General features: G+C 72.4%; 10 protein-coding genes. 4 read left to right on the forward strand and 6 right to left on the reverse strand.

What is annotated here, in order from left to right:
* Position 1: 1 nt before the first annotated feature.
* The 4 genes from ABZ893_RS24425 to ABZ893_RS24440 all read right to left on the reverse strand — a co-directional run bounded on the left by ABZ893_RS24425 (position 2) and on the right by ABZ893_RS24440 (position 6,004).
* Entirely contained in the window at positions 2-1,177 is a 1,176-nt protein-coding gene (locus ABZ893_RS24425) for a hypothetical protein (protein WP_361407304.1), read from the reverse strand.
* 155 nt (positions 1,178-1,332) lie between these two features.
* Positions 1,333-2,535: a VWA domain-containing protein gene (locus tag ABZ893_RS24430; protein WP_361407306.1), complete on the reverse strand. Its 1,203-nt coding sequence runs from the start codon at positions 2,533-2,535 to the stop codon at positions 1,333-1,335.
* Entirely contained in the window at positions 2,535-4,865 is a 2,331-nt protein-coding gene (locus ABZ893_RS24435; RefSeq protein WP_361407308.1) for a DUF5682 family protein, read from the reverse strand. The genes ABZ893_RS24430 and ABZ893_RS24435 overlap by 1 nt, the downstream gene beginning before the upstream one ends.
* Positions 4,862-6,004: an AAA family ATPase gene (locus ABZ893_RS24440; RefSeq protein ID WP_361407310.1), complete on the reverse strand. Its 1,143-nt coding sequence runs from the start codon at positions 6,002-6,004 to the stop codon at positions 4,862-4,864. Before ABZ893_RS24440 ends, ABZ893_RS24435 begins: the two co-directional genes overlap by 4 nt.
* A 180-nt stretch (positions 6,005-6,184) precedes the next feature.
* On the opposite strand from ABZ893_RS24440, the gene ABZ893_RS24445 reads away from it, so the two are divergent.
* Positions 6,185-7,570 (forward strand): SWIM zinc finger family protein, encoded by a 1,386-nt coding sequence (locus tag ABZ893_RS24445; protein WP_361407312.1) that lies wholly within the window; start codon positions 6,185-6,187, stop codon positions 7,568-7,570.
* Between the two features lie 509 nt (positions 7,571-8,079).
* Positions 8,080-9,651 (forward strand): DUF5691 domain-containing protein, encoded by a 1,572-nt coding sequence (locus ABZ893_RS24450; protein ID WP_361407779.1) that lies wholly within the window; start codon positions 8,080-8,082, stop codon positions 9,649-9,651.
* A 126-nt stretch (positions 9,652-9,777) separates the two neighbouring features.
* Here ABZ893_RS24450 and ABZ893_RS24455 read toward each other — a convergent pair whose 3' ends face one another.
* Positions 9,778-10,194, reverse strand: a complete 417-nt coding sequence (locus ABZ893_RS24455; protein ID WP_361407781.1) for a cobalamin B12-binding domain-containing protein — start codon at positions 10,192-10,194, stop codon at positions 9,778-9,780.
* Positions 10,195-10,630: 436 nt separating this feature from the next.
* On the opposite strand from ABZ893_RS24455, the gene ABZ893_RS24460 reads away from it, so the two are divergent.
* Both ABZ893_RS24460 and ABZ893_RS24465 read left to right on the forward strand, forming a co-directional pair.
* Entirely contained in the window at positions 10,631-11,677 is a 1,047-nt protein-coding gene (locus ABZ893_RS24460) for an alpha/beta fold hydrolase (RefSeq protein WP_361407314.1), read from the forward strand.
* Between the two features lie 210 nt (positions 11,678-11,887).
* Positions 11,888-13,786: a M23 family metallopeptidase gene (locus ABZ893_RS24465; RefSeq protein ID WP_361407316.1), complete on the forward strand. Its 1,899-nt coding sequence runs from the start codon at positions 11,888-11,890 to the stop codon at positions 13,784-13,786.
* Between the two features lie 99 nt (positions 13,787-13,885).
* Here ABZ893_RS24465 and pcrA read toward each other — a convergent pair whose 3' ends face one another.
* Positions 13,886-16,426 carry a DNA helicase PcrA gene (gene pcrA / locus ABZ893_RS24470; RefSeq protein WP_361407318.1) on the reverse strand — a complete coding sequence of 847 codons (2,541 nt, stop codon included), beginning with the start codon at positions 16,424-16,426 and terminating at the stop codon, positions 13,886-13,888.
* Positions 16,427-16,478: the final 52 nt, after the last annotated feature.

A 16,478-nucleotide genomic window follows, 5' to 3' on the forward strand; every position in this document is an offset into this window, starting at 1 on the left:
CCTAGCCGGGGAATTCGGGGATGTCTCGGTATCTGTCGCGGGTGGGCGCGGTGTGGGCCGGGGCCGTGGCCCCGGGCAGCAGCCGGGCCGTCGCGTCGCTGCCGAACGCGGCCGCGGCGAGATCGCTGTGCCGCGAGCCGCTGCCGTCGCCCGCCGACTGCCCGGCGGTGCTGCCGCTCGGGAAGGCGGGCGCGGGCGTGGACGTACGGCCTGCCTCGGCGGCCGTCGCGTGTGCGGTCACGCCGTGGGCGGGGGCGAGGACGAAGCCGGGGGCGGCTTCTTCGCGGGCCTCGGGACGCGCTTGGTCACCGCTGTGGGCGGTGGCCGTGTGCGGCAGGGTGCCCGGCGCCGGGTGCGTGCCGTCCCCGGAGGGGCCGGGTGTGCCTGGTGACGTGCCCGGCTGACCCGGGATGCCGGGCAGCCCCGGCAGCCCCGGCAGCGACGGCGGGAAGGTGAGGAACGGGGGCGGGGTCTCGGCCGTGAGCCCACTGACGACATTCAGCGCGAGCTCGCCGACGGGCCGGACGACCTCCCGGACCACCTGTACGACCTGGGCCGCCTGCGCTCCTCGCCCGTCCCGCACGTCCCGCACTTCCTGTACGAGGGGGTGCACGACGGTCGTGACGGGGGTGCGGAGCGCGGCGGAGAGGTCGGCGGCGGACCGGGCTGCCGGGACGCCGGCGGCGGGCTTGGCGGGGAGGTCGGTGCGGAGGCCGGAGTGGGGCTCGGTGTGAGGCTTTACGGCAGGCCGGGGGTCGGCCTGCGTGTCCGGCTGGGTGCCGGGCCGGGTAGCGGCCTGGGTACCGGTCAGCTGGGCCGAGCGCGGGCCGGCCGACCGGGAAACCTGAGGCTCCGGCCGGGCCACGTGCGCCGAGGCCGGCTGGGCCGCACGAGCCGAGGCGGGCTCGGTCACACCGGTCGAGCCGGGCGCAGCCGATGTGGCCGAGCCGGGTTCAACGTCCGTGGCGGCCGGCGCGTGAACGGCGTGGTCGCCCACACCGTCCTGCGGCGGCAGCACTCCCTCCGCCGCGTGCGCCTTTCCTCCGCAGAGCAGGCCGAGGGCGATCAGGCCGCCGACCAGCAACGTCACCCGGAGCGCGACGTCCAGCGCACGCCGACCGGCCGCTTCGCGCACGAAGCGCAGAGCGGCAGCAGGCAGAGCGACCGAGGAAGTCAAGGCCGGGTGAACCCTCCGGTACGAGGGACGCGTGGATGCGTGAGTGCTTGGGCTCATGGACCCGAATGCCGGATCCACGAAGCCGCGTCGATCCTTGCACGGGACTCCCGAGGTTGCGCAAGCCCCCTGTTACCGATGGGTAGTCATGTCCGGATTTACGCCGCACCGGTGCCCGGACCGCCCTCGTCGGGTATCGGCAACGGCCTCTTCTCGATCGCCGCGGCCATCACCTCCGGGAAGAGATCGGGCGTGCACGCGAACGCCGGTGCCCCAAGGCCCGCGAGCGCCGCCGCGTGCTCCCGGTCGTACGCGGGAGCCCCCTCGTCGGAGAGCGCGAGCAGCGTGACGAACTGGACTCCGGAGGCTTTCATCGCGGCGACCCGCTTCAGCATCTCGTTCCGGATGCCCCCTTCGTAGAGGTCGCTGATGAGGACGACCACGGTCTCGGCGGGCCGGGTGATCTGGGACTGGCAGTACGCGAGCGCCCTGTTGATGTCGGTGCCGCCGCCGAGCTGGGTGCCGAACAGGACGTCGACCGGGTCGTCGAGCTGGTCGGTGAGGTCGACGACCGCGGTGTCGAACACGACGAGCCGCGTGTTGATGGACCGCATCGAGGCCAGCACGGCACCGAACACGGAGGCGTACACGACGGAGGCCGCCATCGAACCGGACTGGTCGATGCAGAGGATGACCTCCTTCTTCACCGACTGGGACGCGCGGCCGTATCCGATCAGGCGCTCGGGGACGACCGTGCGGTACTCCGGCAGGTAGTTCTTGAGGTTGGCCGCGATCGTGCGGTTCCAGTCGATGTCGTGGTGGCGGGGCCTGTTGATGCGGGCGCTGCGGTCGAGCGCGCCGGTGAGTGTGGCGCGGGTGCGGGTGGCGAGGCGCTTCTCGAGGTCCTCGACGACCTTGCGCACAACGGCGCGCGCGGTCTCCTTCGTCGTCTCCGGCATCGCCTTGTTGAGCGAGAGGAGCGTGCCGACGAGATGCACGTCGGCGTCGACGGCCTCCAGCATCTCGGGTTCGAGCAGCAGCGCGGACAGGCCGAGCCGGTCGATGGCGTCGCGCTGCATGACCTGGACGACGGAGGACGGGAAGTACGTACGGATGTCGCCGAGCCAGCGGGCCACGGACGGCGCGGACGCTCCGAGCCCCGCGGAACGCTCCCGTCCGCGCCCCTCTTTCCCGTCCCCTCTGCCGTAGAGCGCGGTCAGGGCGCCGTCCATCGCCGCGTCCTGCCCGCCGAGCGTGCAGCCCGTGCCGTCGGCCGCGTCCCCGCCGAGCACGAGCCGCCAGCGCCGCATCCGCTCGTCGCGGGCCTGCTCGCCGGCCCGGTCCCTCTGCTCGGTCTCCATCAGGCCACCCCCACAAGGTCGTTGTCGTCGCTCCCGAGCAGCAGCCGCAGCACGGGCAGCACCGCGTCAGCACGCTCCGGGTCGAGGCCCTCCCCGAACCCGGGCGGCGCCGCTCCCAGGGCCCCCGTCCCCGCCGCCGCGGGCCCCCGCCGCACCAGCTCGCCGAGTGTCCGCCGCACCCCGGGCTCGTACGCGGAGAACGTGCGGCGCAGCAGCGGCAGCACATCCGTGAACGCGTCCGCCGGAACCCCCGTCAGCCACGCGTCCACAAGCCCGAGCAACCGCTCGTCGTGTACGAGGAGCAGGCCGCCGCCGGATCCGCCGCCCACGAACCCCTCGATCCACGCGGCCGCCTCCCCCGGCCCGGTGCCGGGCGACAGGGCGAGCCCCATCAGCCGCGCGGCCTCACCGTCGGCCAACTGCCCTTCGTCGAGCAGCAGTCGCGCGCATCTCCCCCGGATCACCCCGGCCACGCTGTCGCGTCCGGCGAGCACCCCGAGTACGGAGTGCCAGCGGTCCCGGTGACCGGCCGGTCCGTCGCCGTCCAGGAGTCCGACCGCCGCGTGCACCGCGTCCACGTGTCCGCGCATCTCGGCCGCCGCGTCCGCGTCGAGCCCGGTGCAGGCGGGCGGCAGGCCGACGAAGACGCGCTCGGCGAGTCCCGCCGCGACCTCGCTCAGCGCCCGCGTGTCCGTGCCGCGTACGTCTCCGTAGCGCAGGGAGCGGACGAGTGCGGGCAGCGCCTGGGCGAGGTGCCCGACGTCGGAGTCCAGGGCGGCGCGGTCGGCCAGCACCTGCATCACCACCGGGAGGGCGTCCGGCAGTTCGGCGAGGAGGCAGCGCTCGGCGAGGGCGGTGACGTCGGCGAGGGCGGGCGCGCCGATCGCGTCCACCTCGGCTCTGGCGGTGGCGGCCGCGAGGACCGTCGTGCCCCAGACCCCGGCCTCGGCGACCCGTACGGACAGCTCGGGTTCCCAGCGCAGGCGCCAGGTCTCGCGGAACGTGCCGGTCGTGCCGCGTGCCGACCGCGCCGGCTCGCCCCACGCGATGCCGAGGAGACGGAGGCGGTGCAGAAGCCGGCTGCGCTCCGCGTCCGTCGGCTTGCGCAGGTCGAGCTCCAACTCCCGCTCCAGCGCCTCTGGTTTGAGCCTTAGGGAGCGCTGGAGCCGGGTGAGGTCGCGTTGCAGCGGCACGGCGGGGGCCGCGTCCGGGACCTCGCCGAGCACTTCCCCGACGACGAGCTTGTCGTGGACGAGGGACAGCGGAACGTCCGATCCCTCGCACATGACGGCACGGATCGCGTCCGTCGTCTCGGTAAGCCCGGCCAGCGGGCGGCCCCGCATCGCGGCCAGCGTCTCCGCGAGCCGCACGGCCTCGATGACGTGGGCCGAGGACACCATCCGGTCCTCGTCCCTGAACAGCCCGGCGACCTTGGTCATCCAGCGTTCGACCGGCCGGTCCGGGGCGCCGAACAGGTGCCCGTACCAACCGGGCGAGTCGATACCGGCCCCGTAACCGCTGGACCGGGCGAGGCGGCGGTGCGTCCAGGGCACCCAGGTCATGTCGACCTTGGCCTTGGGCAGCCCCTTGAGGAGGGCCCGGTCGGCAGTGACCGTGGTCTTCGTGCGCAGCGCCGGCACGTGCCACGCCCCGCACACCACCGCGACTCCGTCCGCGAACTCCTTCTGCGCCGCCCGGATTTGAAGGCGCATATACGCCTCCCGCACGAGGTCCCGCCCGTGCCCGCCGTCGCCGTACTCCTCCCGCAGCGCCCCCATCGCCTCGCCGAGCGCCTCGAACGGGGCGAACGCGTCCCCCGAGGCGCCCCGGTGCTCGACGACGTCCTCCCACCAGCGCTCCGGGTCGTCGTATCCCGCCGTGTCGGCGAGCACGGCGAGCGGATCGATGCGGACGGCTTCCCTGACGCTCTCGCCGTCCGCGTCCCCGGCCGCGGGCTCCTCCGTGGGCTCCTCCGTGGATTCGGCCTCCTCACGCAGGGCGAGGCTGTGTGCGGCGGGCAGGTCGATGAAGCGGACCGGCACGTCCCGCTCCAGTGCCCACCGGATCGCGACCCACTCCGGGGAGAACTCGGCCAGCGGCCAGAACGCGGAGCGCCCCGGCTCGTCCACGACGTGCGCGAGCAGCGCGACCGGCGGCACCATGCCCTCGTCGGCGGCGAGTGCCACCAGGGCGTCGGCCTCAGGCGGCCCCTCCACCAGGACCACCACCGGCCCGGCCGCGTCGAGCGCCGCCCGCACCGCCCTGGCCGACCCCGGCCCGTGGTGCCGCACCCCGAGCAGGAGCGGCCCCCGCCCCTTCACAGCACTCACGCGCTCACCTCCCGGCACGCGCGGTAGAAGTCCTTCCAGCCGTCGCGCTCGCGCACCACGGCCTCCAGGTACTCCTGCCAGATCACCCGGTCCGCGGCCGGGTCCCGCACGACCGCGCCGAGGATGCCCGCCGCGACGTCCGACGGCCGCAGCACCCCGTCCCCGAAGTGCGCGGACAGCGCGAGCCCGCTCGTCACGACGGAGATCGCCTCGGCCGTGGACAGCGTGCCGCTCGGCGACTTCAGCTTCGTACGCCCGTCCTCGGTGACGCCGGCGCGCAGCTCGCGGAAGACCGTGACGATGCGGCGGATCTCGTCCGTCCCCTCGGGCGCGGCCGGCAGATCGAGGGAGCGGCCGATCTGGTCGACGCGGCGCGAGACGATGTCGACCTCGGCCTCCGCGCTCTCGGGCAGCGGCAGCACGACCGTGTTGAAACGGCGGCGCAGTGCGCTCGACAGGTCGTTGACCCCGCGGTCCCGGTCGTTGGCCGTCGCGATCAGGTTGAAGCCCCGGACGGCCTGCACCTCCTGGCCCAACTCCGGTATCGGCAGGGTCTTCTCCGACAGGATCGTGATCAAGGTGTCCTGCACGTCGGCCGGGATACGGGTCAGCTCCTCGACCCGCGCTGTCATGCCCTCGGACATGGCGCGCATGACGGGGCTGGGCACGAGTGCGTCCCGGCTCGGCCCGTGGGCGAGCAGGCGTGCGTAGTTCCATCCGTAGCGGATCGCCTCTTCGGGCGTGCCCGCGGTGCCCTGCACCAGCAGCGTCGAGTCACCGCTGACAGCGGCCGCGAGATGCTCGGAGACCCACGTCTTCGCCGTGCCGGGGACGCCGAGCAGCAGCAGGGCGCGGTCGGTGGCGAGCGTCGTGACGGCGACCTCGACGATGCGGCGTGGCCCCACGTACTTCGGCGTGATGACGGTGCCGTCGGGCAGCGTCCCGCCGAGCAGATATGTGGCGACGGCCCATGGTGAGAGGCGCCAGCGGGCGGGGCGCGGCCGGTCGTCCTGGGCGGCCAGCGCCGCGAGTTCGGCGGCGAAGGCGTCCTCCGCGTGCGGCCGCAGCGCCTGCGCGGCGCCCTCTTGCTCCCCCGCGGGCGCGGCGCTCTTCTCGGTCGTTTCGACGGAAACGGTCATGGCGATCCCCCTCGATATCGGCCGGGCTCGGCCGGCACGTCTCGGCACATCCCGAGCGCTCGGCCGGGATGTGTTTCCACGGTGCACCACGCCACTGACAATCACCGGCCGTACGCCTCTGACCTGGGCAGATGCCTCGCTCACGGTCGATTGTCAGTGGCGGGACCTACCTTCGAGAACATGACTCAGCAGGGGGTGCGCTGGACGGCGGACCAGGTGCTGGCACTGGCGCCTGACGCCCCGTCACGCAAGGCGGGAAGCAAACTCGGCGTCGCCGGGCCATGGTCCGAGGCGGGCGGTTCGGGGGAGGGGATGGTGTGGGGACTGTGCAAGGGCAGTGGCAGCAAGCCGTACCAAACGGTCGTGGATGTCGCGGACGTCGCGGGTCCGGCATACAAGTGCAGTTGTCCGAGCCGTAAGTTCCCGTGCAAGCACGCGCTCGGGCTGCTGCTCCTGTGGGCCGGGCAGGACGGTTCGGTGCCGGACGCGGGGACGCCGCCGGACTGGGCGGAGGAGTGGGCCGAGGGGCGCAGGAAGCGGGCGCAGGCCAAGCGGGCCGCGGATTCGGATTCCGGCGGCAGGCCTTCCGCCGATCCCGAGGCGGCGCGCCGCAGAGCCGATCGACGGGCCGAGCGGGTCACCGCGGGCGCGGGCGAACTGGAACAGCGGCTCACGGACCTGCTGCGCGGCGGCCTCGCCTCGGCGGAGCAGGCCGGGTACGGGATGTGGGAGGAGACGGCTGCCCGCATGGTGGACGCGCAGGCACCCGGACTCGCTGCGCGGGTACGGGAGTTGGGGGCGATACCGGCGTCGGGGCCGGGCTGGCCCGTACGCCTCCTGGAGGAGTGCGCTCTGCTGCACCTCCTCGACCAGGGCTGGCTCCGCCGCGACGGCCTTCCGGCCGGGCTGGCGGCGACAGTCCGCTCCCGCGTCGGACTGCCGGCCTCGGCGGACGGACAGCCCACGCGCGACCGGTGGCTCGTCCTGTCCCAGCACGACACGGCCGACACCCGGCTCACCACACGCCGAATATGGCTGTACGGAACGGAGTCCGGCCGCACGGCGCTCCTCCTGTCCTACGGGGCGGCGGGCCGCGCACCCGCCCTCTCCCTGCCGGTCGGCCTGGCCCTGGACGCCGAGCTGTCCGCGTACGCGGGTGACGGGCAGCTCCGCGCTGACCTGGGCGAACAGTTCGCGGCGCCCGCCCCAAGTTCCGCACGCCCCAAGGGAGTCGGCGTCGCGGAGGCCGCCGCACGGTACGGCGACGCGCTGACGCAGGACCCATGGCTGGAGTCATGGCCGGTGACGCTGAGCCGGGTCATACCGGGGCCGGGCGGAGAGGGGGAGCGCGCCAACGGCTGGCAACTAGCCGACTCAGACGACGACTTGACGCAGCGCCTAGCACTTCCACTCACCCCGAAGGCCACGTCCGGCCCCGGCCTGTGGCGACTGGCGGCCCTGTCGGGCGGCGCCCCGGTCACGGTCTTCGGCGAATGCGGCCACCGAGGCTTCACCCCACTAACGGCCTGGCCGGAAGGCCCGGGAGATCCGGTGACGCTGTGCTGACGAACCGACCCCGAACCCTGGAGAGGAGCAACATGAACGCACCTTCCCCCGACGACGACCGCTCGGGAGGAATCGGCTCGTGGCCCTATGCGGGGGCGGCGACGGGTATGGACGTGGCGCCAGCGCCGGGGGCGGCGAACGGCATCGGCGCGGGAATCCGCACAGGTGGAGCGACCGACCTCAGCGCGCCGGCACGCACGGGAACGCCCGCCCGCACCGGCGCCGTGGGCAGCATCGGTGCGGCGACCGCCACCGGCATGGGCAACGGCACGTCGCCCGACACCGGCGCAGCAGCACCCGCCGGCACGCCACCCCGCACCAGCTCGACGACCGGCACCCGGCCGGCAACCGACAAACGCACGGACAGCCTCCGGAGCGCGGCGACCCCCAATATCGGCACGTCGGCACGCACGGGAACGCCGGCCCGCTCCAGCTCGACGACCAGCACTGGAGCCGTCACCGCCACAGGCCCGGACAACCCCGACGCCGCCCCCGACGCCTGGGAAGAGCTGGTCACCGTAGCCCTGCTGGGGACTGACCGGCGGACGCCGCCCGGCCACTCGTCCGGCTCCGACGCGCCCCGCTCCCTGCTCGACGCCGCCGCCGTTCAGACCGTGCGGCGGCGTGCGGGGCTGCGTCCGGCGGTCGCGGCCGCGCCTCCGGAGCGGGCCGCGCACGATGCGCGGCCCGCTCTCCCGGCCCCCGCCCGGCGTCGGCTCGCCATGTTGCTCACCGACCGGCCCGGTACCGGCGGTGGCCGTCGCGGGACGGCGCCCGACCTGATGGAACTGCTCCCCCAGTGGCTCGCCGGGGCCAACGAACACGGCTACGCCGCGCCTCCCGAGCTGCTGCCCGCGCTCCTCGACGCGGCGCGCGGGCGCACCGACCTGCGGCCGCAGGCACTCACATTCGCCGGCCCGCGCGCCCTGTGGCTGGCGCGGCTCAACCCGGACTGGAAGTTCGCCCTGCGCTCCACGCCCGGCGGCGCCACGACCCTCCCGGACCCCGAGGCCACCGCCGACGTACACCACCTATGGGAGGAGGGTCTGTTCGCGGAGCGGGTCGCGCTCCTGTCCGCCGTACGCGCGCACAACCCGATCGCGGCGCGCGAGCTGCTCGCCGGTACCTGGTCCACCGAGCGGGCCGAGGACCGGCTGATGTTCCTCGACTCGCTGCGCACGGGCCTGGCCGACGCCGACGAGCCGTTCCTGGAACAGGCGCTGTCGGACCGCAGCCGCAACGTCAGAGCGACCGCCGCCGAGCTCCTGTCCGCGCTCCCCGGCTCGGCACTCGCGGCCCGAATGGCATCGCGCGCGGGCACCTGCGTAGCCGTCGACCGCACGCAGAGCACGCCGACGATCGCCGTCGAGGCTCCGCACGAGTGCGACGCGAGCATGGAGCGGGACGGGGTCGTGGCGAATCCGCCGACGGGGCGGGGTGAACGGTCGTGGTGGCTGGGCCAGTTGGTCGAGGCGACACCGCTCGACCACTGGACCCCGAAGCTCGGCGGGCGCACTCCGGAGGAGATCGTCGCGCTGCCCGTGGCCGACGACTGGCAGGGCGAACTGCACGCGGCCTGGTGCCGGGCGGCGGTGCGCCAGCGGAATGTCGTGTGGTCCCGGGCCCTCCTGGGGACACCCGCGTCGCCCGACGCCGGGGGCCCCGGCGCCGTATCGCTGTCGGAGCGGGCGAAGTTGCTCTGCGCGCTGCCCGGGGACGAACGGGCCGAGTGGGTGGCCGGTTTCATCGCGGCGCACGGGCTGTCGGAGGCGTTCCAGCTGCTCGGGGTCTGCGCGCAGCCCTGGGCCGGGCCGCTCGGGCGGGCCGTCGTCGACGCGCTGAACATCGCGCGTGACGCGGGCAGTTACCCGTGGAGTTTCAGCGGGGTCATGGGCCTGGCCGAGCGCTGCCTCGACCCGGCGGAGGCGTCCCGCCTGGAAGGTCTCACGGCGACCCCGGACGAACCGGAGGACGCGGCTCCCGGAGCCGGGGGCTACTGGTCGGAGGCGTTCCAGCGCCTCGTCAGCACGCTGCGCCTGCGGCAGGCCATGCGGGACGAGTTGAGGGGGGTGGCGGCGTAGGTGGACTGGCCCCCACCACACCCCCGTAACGCAAAGTGCTCAACCTGCCGGAATCACCGGCAGGTTGAGCACCCTGCACCACCATCTAGATCTAGCGGGAGAAGAATCCCGGGCCCCCCGGAGGGATCACGCCTCGGCCGGCTGCCGGACGTTCGCCCGGACCCAGTCCACGATCGACGCCGTCGTCGCGCCCGGAGTGAAGATCTCCGCCACACCCTTCTCCTTGAGCGGAGCGATGTCCGCCTCCGGGATGATGCCGCCGCCGAACACCTTGATGTCCGCGGCGTCGCGCTCGGCAAGAAGCTCGATGACGCGCGCGAAGAGCGTGTTGTGCGCTCCGGAAAGGATCGAGAGACCGATCGCGTCGGCGTCCTCCTGGATCGCCGTGTCGACGATCTGCTCCGGCGTCTGGTGCAGGCCCGTGTAGATGACCTCCATACCGGCGTCGCGCAGCGCCCGCGCGATCACCTTGGCCCCGCGATCGTGACCGTCGAGCCCCGGCTTGGCGACCACCACGCGGATCGGACCGGCTGCCACACCCATCACTGCCTCCATGAAGCGACTTCCACCCGATACCTGAGCTGATGCGTACCCGGCGAGTGAACGAACGTTATCGACAGCATCCCGCAGCCGACCGTTTCGCGGTGCGGAGGGAGGGGGAAATCACACGTTGGGACACGTACAACCGCGCGCCAGGTCGCCGCGGGCGGCTCCGAAGCCGCTTTTCCGGGGGCGTGACGCAGGGAAGCCGCGAAGAAAAACAGCCGCAGGACACCGCCGCCGAGCGGCGGGCGGCACGGGGGATCGGCACCGCGGTAAGCACGGAAAGTCCGTACCGCAACAGCGACGGTCACGCACGGGCACCAGTCAATCACCGTCCGTGCACGACGCGCGCCGTCCGTCAACTCGGCGCATGCTTCCCATGAGGGCACTCGGGGTTACGGCGAAGTTTCCTCCGGGTGTCGACGGGAGGTCGGCCATGAAGGTCAACAGCATCCTGCCCCTACGCCCGCTCTACGACCTGATCCCCGAGCGGCTGACCGGAACCTCCATGGCCCTGCTCAAGGCCACCGCCCTCGAGCTCGCGATCCTCGCCGGACACCTGCTGCTCTACCCGTCCGGGCTCATCCCGGAGCGTCGCGCCGCCCCCGAGATCCCCCCGCTCCGCCACTCCCCCGACTACCTGCGCACCTACGCCGCCGATCACACGAACGGCACCACGGTGGAGCTGAGGAGCCTGAACGGGTGCTCCGGCAGCCTGCCGGAGCACGGAAAGCCGGAGCACGGAACACCGGAACGCGGAACAGCGGAGCACGGATCGCCGGAGCGCGGAACGCGCGACACCGTCACGGCCCACCTGCCCGCGGCCGAGAGCAAGCCCCCCGTCCTCCTCCTGCACGGCTTCATCGACAACCGTTCCGTGTTCGTCCTGCTGCGCCGCTCGCTCGCCCAGCACGGCCGGCACCACGTCGAATCGCTCAACTACTCGCCGCTGACGTGCGACATCCGCACCGCCGCCGCCCTGCTCGGCCGGCACGTCGAGGAGATCTGCGAACGCACGGGCCAGGACCGGGTCGACATCGTGGGCCACAGCCTCGGCGGGCTCATCGCCCGTTATTACGTGCAGTGCCTGGGCGGCGATCTGCGCGTGCGCACGCTCGTGTCGCTCGGCACCCCGCACAAGGGGACGACCATCGCGCCCCTGATGGACGCGCACCCGATCGTCCGGCAGATGCGCCCCGGCTCGACCGTCATCGAGGAGCTGGCGCGGCCCGCGCCCGGCTGCCGCACCCACTTCGTGAGTTTCTGGAGCGATCTCGACCAGATCATGGTTCCGCTGGAGACGGCCCGGATCGACCACCCCGACCTGCTCGCGCACAACGTCCGAGTGACCGGCGTCGGCCACCTCGCGCTCCCCGTGCACCCGGCGGTCGCGGCCGGCATCCGGGAGGCACTCGACATCGACGCGCCGGAGGGGCGGGAGGCGCACACGCCGGACTCCGTCGGCGGGCTGACCGTGGCCTGATTCGCGCCCCAGAACCGTCTCCCAACTGGTCAAATGTCGAACGATCCTCGAACGCAGAGCCAAAGCTCTGCCCACAGTCCCCCGAAAGGCAGCCGAATGCCCGTTTCCTGCGGGCGGGAAACCTGACGAAGATTGTCGTGCCCGCGTACCGCCGGGTACAGTCGCCGCACTGCTCTGGCAGCCCCTGTTGTCGAGGCGAAAGAGAAGTTGGTGAACGACCGTCACCCGTCGGGGATTCAGACCACCCCGGCCCCGGCACAGGACGCCGACTACGCGCCCTACGCTCCGTATGACCAGCAGAACGCTCAGTGCGGGGGCTACGCCGGTTACGACGGCCACGCCATCGACGGCTACGCCACCGACCCCCACCTCGGTGACCACTCCGGCGCGCACGGGGCGGGTTCGTACGCCGAAGGCCAGTGGGCGACCGGCGCGCACCAGACGCTGACGACACCGGAGCCGACGCACCACGACCCGTACGCGGCGCACCAGCACTCCCCGTACGGCACCGGCGCCTACGACACCACCGCCGCATGGGCGACCGGCACGCATCAGCAACTCACCGACATTCCGGCGCAGTCCGGGCCGCACGATTCCGGCCATTGGGACACGGGCGCGTGGGCCGACCAGAGCGGGCAGTGGGACGCGAACGCTTTCGGGGCGCAGGCGCAGGGGTTCACGACGCAGGACACGTTCGCGACGCAGGACGCTTTCGCGACGGGGACCTTCCAGACCCCGAACGCCTTCGAGACCCAGACGTTCGAGACTCAGACCTTCGAGGCTCAGGCGTTTGAGACGCAGGCCTTCGAGGCGCAGACCTTTGACGCTCAGCCTTTTGAGACGCAGGGCTTTGAGGCTCCGGCTTTCGAGACGCAGACGTTCGACGCTTCGGCCTTCGCTACGCACACCCACGACGCTCACGCCGCCAACGCCCACGCTCAGGCCTACGAGACGCAGACTTTCGAGGCCCAGGCCTTCGAGACACACACGTTCGCCCCACAGACGTTCCCCGGCTCGTCCGCCTACGACAGCGGCGCGTACGACGCCACGGCGTGGAACTCCGCGGGCCCGGACGTCGACCCGGCGGACGCCGCGCACCTCACGGGCCACGACGGCGACGCCCAGCACGGCTACGGTCAACTCGACGCACACGAGCCCGAGTTGAGCCACAGGGCGGGCGCCCCCGACCCGGCCGTCGGCCACACCACAGACCCTTACGGCTACAGCACCGGTGCCGAAGCCGAGACTGACAGCGAAGCTGACTCCGGTGATGGCGACGCCGACGAGCGCCCCGCGTCCGCACCGCGTTCCCGCTCGCGCTCCCGCTCCAATTCCCGTTCCGCTTCGGGCTCCCGTTCCGCTTCGAGTTCCAGTTCCCGCCGCCGCACCCCCGCCAAGCGTTCCGCGCTGCTCACCGTCGCGGTGCCCTCGGTGTGTGCGATCGGCGTCGCGGGAGCGGCCGCAGCAGCCATCGGCGGGGTCGGCGGCGACGACAAAAAGGAGACGACGGCCGCGTCGGCGCCCGACGCCACCGCAGTGAAGCCGTCCGTCGCGAACAACAAGCTCGACACCCAGCTCGCGAAACTCTCCGCCGACGCGGGTGACTTCGCCGACCGGGCGAGCCGCACGCAGGAACGTATCGACCTCAGGGCCAAGCAGGAGGCCGAGCGCAAGCAGGCGGCGGAGGAAGCGGCCCGCAAGGAACGGCTGCGGCCCAAGTTCGCCCTGCCGGTCTCGCAGCACGGGCTGAGCGCGTACTTCGGACAGGCCGGCATCAACTGGATGTCCATCCACACCGGCATCGACTTCCCCGTCTCCTACGGCACTCCGGTGATGGCCGCGACCGACGGCACCATCCGCAGCCAGTGGAACAGCGCGTACGGGAACATGACGATCCTGACGGCGAAGGACGGCACGGAGACCTGGTACTGCCACCTCTCCAGCCGCACCGTGTCGAGCGGGCCGGTCAAGGCCGGGGACGTCATCGCGCACTCCGGGAACTCCGGCAACTCCACCGGCCCGCACCTGCACTTCGAGGTGCGCCCCGGCGGCGGCTCGGCCGTCGACCCGCTCCCCTGGCTCCGCAGCCACGGCCTCGACCCGACGTAAGCCGACCGGCGGTCTCGCGGGCCATGGGCTCGCCCCCAAGAACCGCCGCCCCGCGGGCTCGACCCCGAGAGCCGAGCCCCCCGCAAGCAAAGCGCAGCGCTAAAGCTTCTCCACCGGCGCATACCGCAGCAGCAGCCGCTTCGGCTTCGGGTCGCCGAAGTCGACCGTCGCCTCCGCGTTCGACCCCGTGCCCTTGACGCCGACTACCGTGCCGAGGCCGAACTGGTCGTGCGTGACGCGGTCTCCCACGGACAGCGCGACCACCGGCTTCTCGGTCGCCCGGCGCGTGGCGAACGCGGGCGTCGTGCGCGAGCGCGACGACGACAGCGAAGCCGCGATCCCACTCGTCGGCCCCGCCGACTTCGCGGGCGCCACCGCACCCGTCCGCTTCCATTCCAGATGCGCGTCCGGAATCTCCTCGAGGAAGCGCGACGGCGGGTTGTACGAGGGCTGGCCCCAGGCGCTGCGCAGCGTGGAGCGCGTCAGATACAGCCGCTCACGCGCGCGCGTGATGCCGACGTAGGCGAGACGGCGCTCCTCCTCCAGCTCCTTGACCTGGCCGAGGGAACGCATGTGCGGGAAGACGCCGTCCTCCATGCCGGTCAGGAAGACGACGGGGAACTCCAGGCCCTTGGCCGTGTGCAGGGTCATCAGCGTGATGACGCCACTGCCGTCGTCCTCCTCGTCGGGGATCTGGTCGGAGTCGGCGACGAGTGCGACCCGCTCCAGGAACTCGGAGAGCGTGCCGGGGCTCGCCGCGCCGCCCTCCCCCTCGGCCGGAGCCTCGGTCGGGGCCTCCGCCGCCGCGCTCTCCTGCTCGAACTCCAGTGCCACGGCCGCGAGTTCCTGAAGGTTCTCGATGCGCGTCTCGTCCTGCGGGTCAGTCGACGACTGGAGCTCGGCGAGATACCCGGTGCGTTCGAGCACGGCCTCCAGGACCGTGGCCGGGCCCGCGCCGGACTCGACGATGGTGCGCAGGTCCTCCATCAGCGTGTTGAACCGCTTCACCGCGTTCGTCGAGCGGGCCGCCATGCCGTACGCCTCGTCGACGCGGCGCAGCGCCTGCGGGAAAGAGATCTTCTCGCGCTGGGAGAGCGCGTCGATCATGGCCTCGGCGCGGTCACCGATGCCGCGCTTCGGCACGTTGAGAATGCGGCGCAGCGGGACGGAGTCCTCCGGGTTGGAGAGCACCCGCAGGTAGGCCAGGACGTCCCTGACCTCCTTGCGCTCGTAGAAGCGCACTCCGCCGACGACCTTGTAGGGCAGGCCGACGCGGATGAAGATCTCTTCGAAGACACGGGACTGCGCGTTCGTCCGGTAGAAGACGGCGACGTCGCCCGCCTTGGCGTCGCCCGCGTCCGTGAGCCGGTCGATCTCGTCGGCGACGAACTGCGCCTCGTCGTGCTCGGTGTCGGCGACATAGCCGGTGATCTGCGCGCCTGCGCCCGCGTTCGTCCACAGGTTCTTGGGGCGGCGGGACTCGTTCCGCTCGATGACCGCGTTGGCCGCGGAGAGGATCGTCTGCGTCGAGCGGTAGTTCTGCTCCAGGAGGATCGTCGTCGCGTCCGGGTAGTCCTCCTCGAACTGGAGGATGTTCCGGATGGTGGCGCCGCGGAAGGCGTAGATCGACTGGTCGGCGTCACCCACGACGCACAGCTCGGCCGGGCCGAGGTCGTCCGCGCGCGGCGGCACGTCGAGACCCGCCTCCACCTCCTCGTCGTGGGCGGCGGCGGTGCCGACGAGCTCACGCACCAGGGAGTACTGCGCGTGGTTCGTGTCCTGGTACTCGTCGACCAGGACGTGGCGGAAGCGGCGGTGGTAGTGCTCGGCGACGTCCGGGAACGCACGCAGCAGGTTGACCGTCGTCATGATCAGGTCGTCGAAGTCCAGCGCGTTCGCCTCGCGGAGGCGGGACTGGTACATCGCGTAGGCCTGGGCAAGCGTCTTCTCGAAGCCGTCCGCCGCCTGGGCGGCGAAGTCCTCCTCGTCGATCAGCTCGTTCTTCAGATTTGAGATCTTGGCGCTGAAGGACTTCGGCGGGAACTTCTTCGGGTCGAGGTCCAGGTCGCGGCAGACGAGGGCCATCAGGCGCTTGCTGTCGGCGGCGTCGTAGATCGAGAACGACGACGTGAAGCCCAGCCGCTTGGACTCGCGGCGCAGGATGCGGACGCAGGCGCTGTGGAACGTGGACACCCACATCGCGTTCGCCCGCGGGCCGACCAGGGCCTCGACGCGCTCCTTCATCTCGCCCGCGGCCTTGTTCGTGAACGTGATCGCGAGGATCTGGCCGGGGTGCACACCGCGCTCGGCGAGGAGGTGGGCGATGCGGTGCGTGAGCACGCGGGTCTTGCCCGAGCCGGCGCCAGCCACGATGAGCAGCGGGGAGCCGCCGTGGACGACGGCCGCCCTCTGGTTCTCGTTCAGCCCGTCGAGGAGCGCGGCCGGGTCGAGCGCCGGGCGGGGGGCGCCGCCGCGGTAGTACTCGTCTCTGGCCGGAGGCGCGTCGAACTTCCCGTCGAACAGGTCGTCCGGAACGTGCTCCGGAGCCATGTCGTCCTCGGGCGGCGGCGGGGGATGCTCCTCGTGGGCTTTCGAAGCCGTGAGGTCCGCCAGGAAGCTGTCGTCAAAGAGGCTGCTCATCGCTCTCCGAGTCTAGGCCGCCCCACTGACACCCACGGCCGCCCCGGAAATT

The organism is Streptomyces sp. NPDC046821, assembly GCF_040645335.1.
Classification (GTDB): domain Bacteria; phylum Actinomycetota; class Actinomycetes; order Streptomycetales; family Streptomycetaceae; genus Streptomyces.

Excerpts from the sequence above, each read along its gene's own strand:
- ABZ893_RS24430 (WP_361407306.1), bottom strand. The coding sequence starts at position 2,535 with ATGGAGACCGAGCAGAGGGACCGGGCCGGCGAGCAGGCCCGCGACGAG.
- ABZ893_RS24440 (WP_361407310.1), bottom strand. The coding sequence starts at position 6,004 with ATGACCGTTTCCGTCGAAACGACCGAGAAGAGCGCCGCGCCCGCGGGG.
- ABZ893_RS24445 (WP_361407312.1), top strand. The coding sequence starts at position 6,185 with ATGACTCAGCAGGGGGTGCGCTGGACGGCGGACCAGGTGCTGGCACTG.
- ABZ893_RS24455 (WP_361407781.1), bottom strand. The coding sequence starts at position 10,194 with ATGGGTGTGGCAGCCGGTCCGATCCGCGTGGTGGTCGCCAAGCCGGGG.
- ABZ893_RS24460 (WP_361407314.1), top strand. The coding sequence starts at position 10,631 with ATGAAGGTCAACAGCATCCTGCCCCTACGCCCGCTCTACGACCTGATC.
- pcrA (WP_361407318.1), bottom strand. The coding sequence starts at position 16,426 with ATGAGCAGCCTCTTTGACGACAGCTTCCTGGCGGACCTCACGGCTTCG.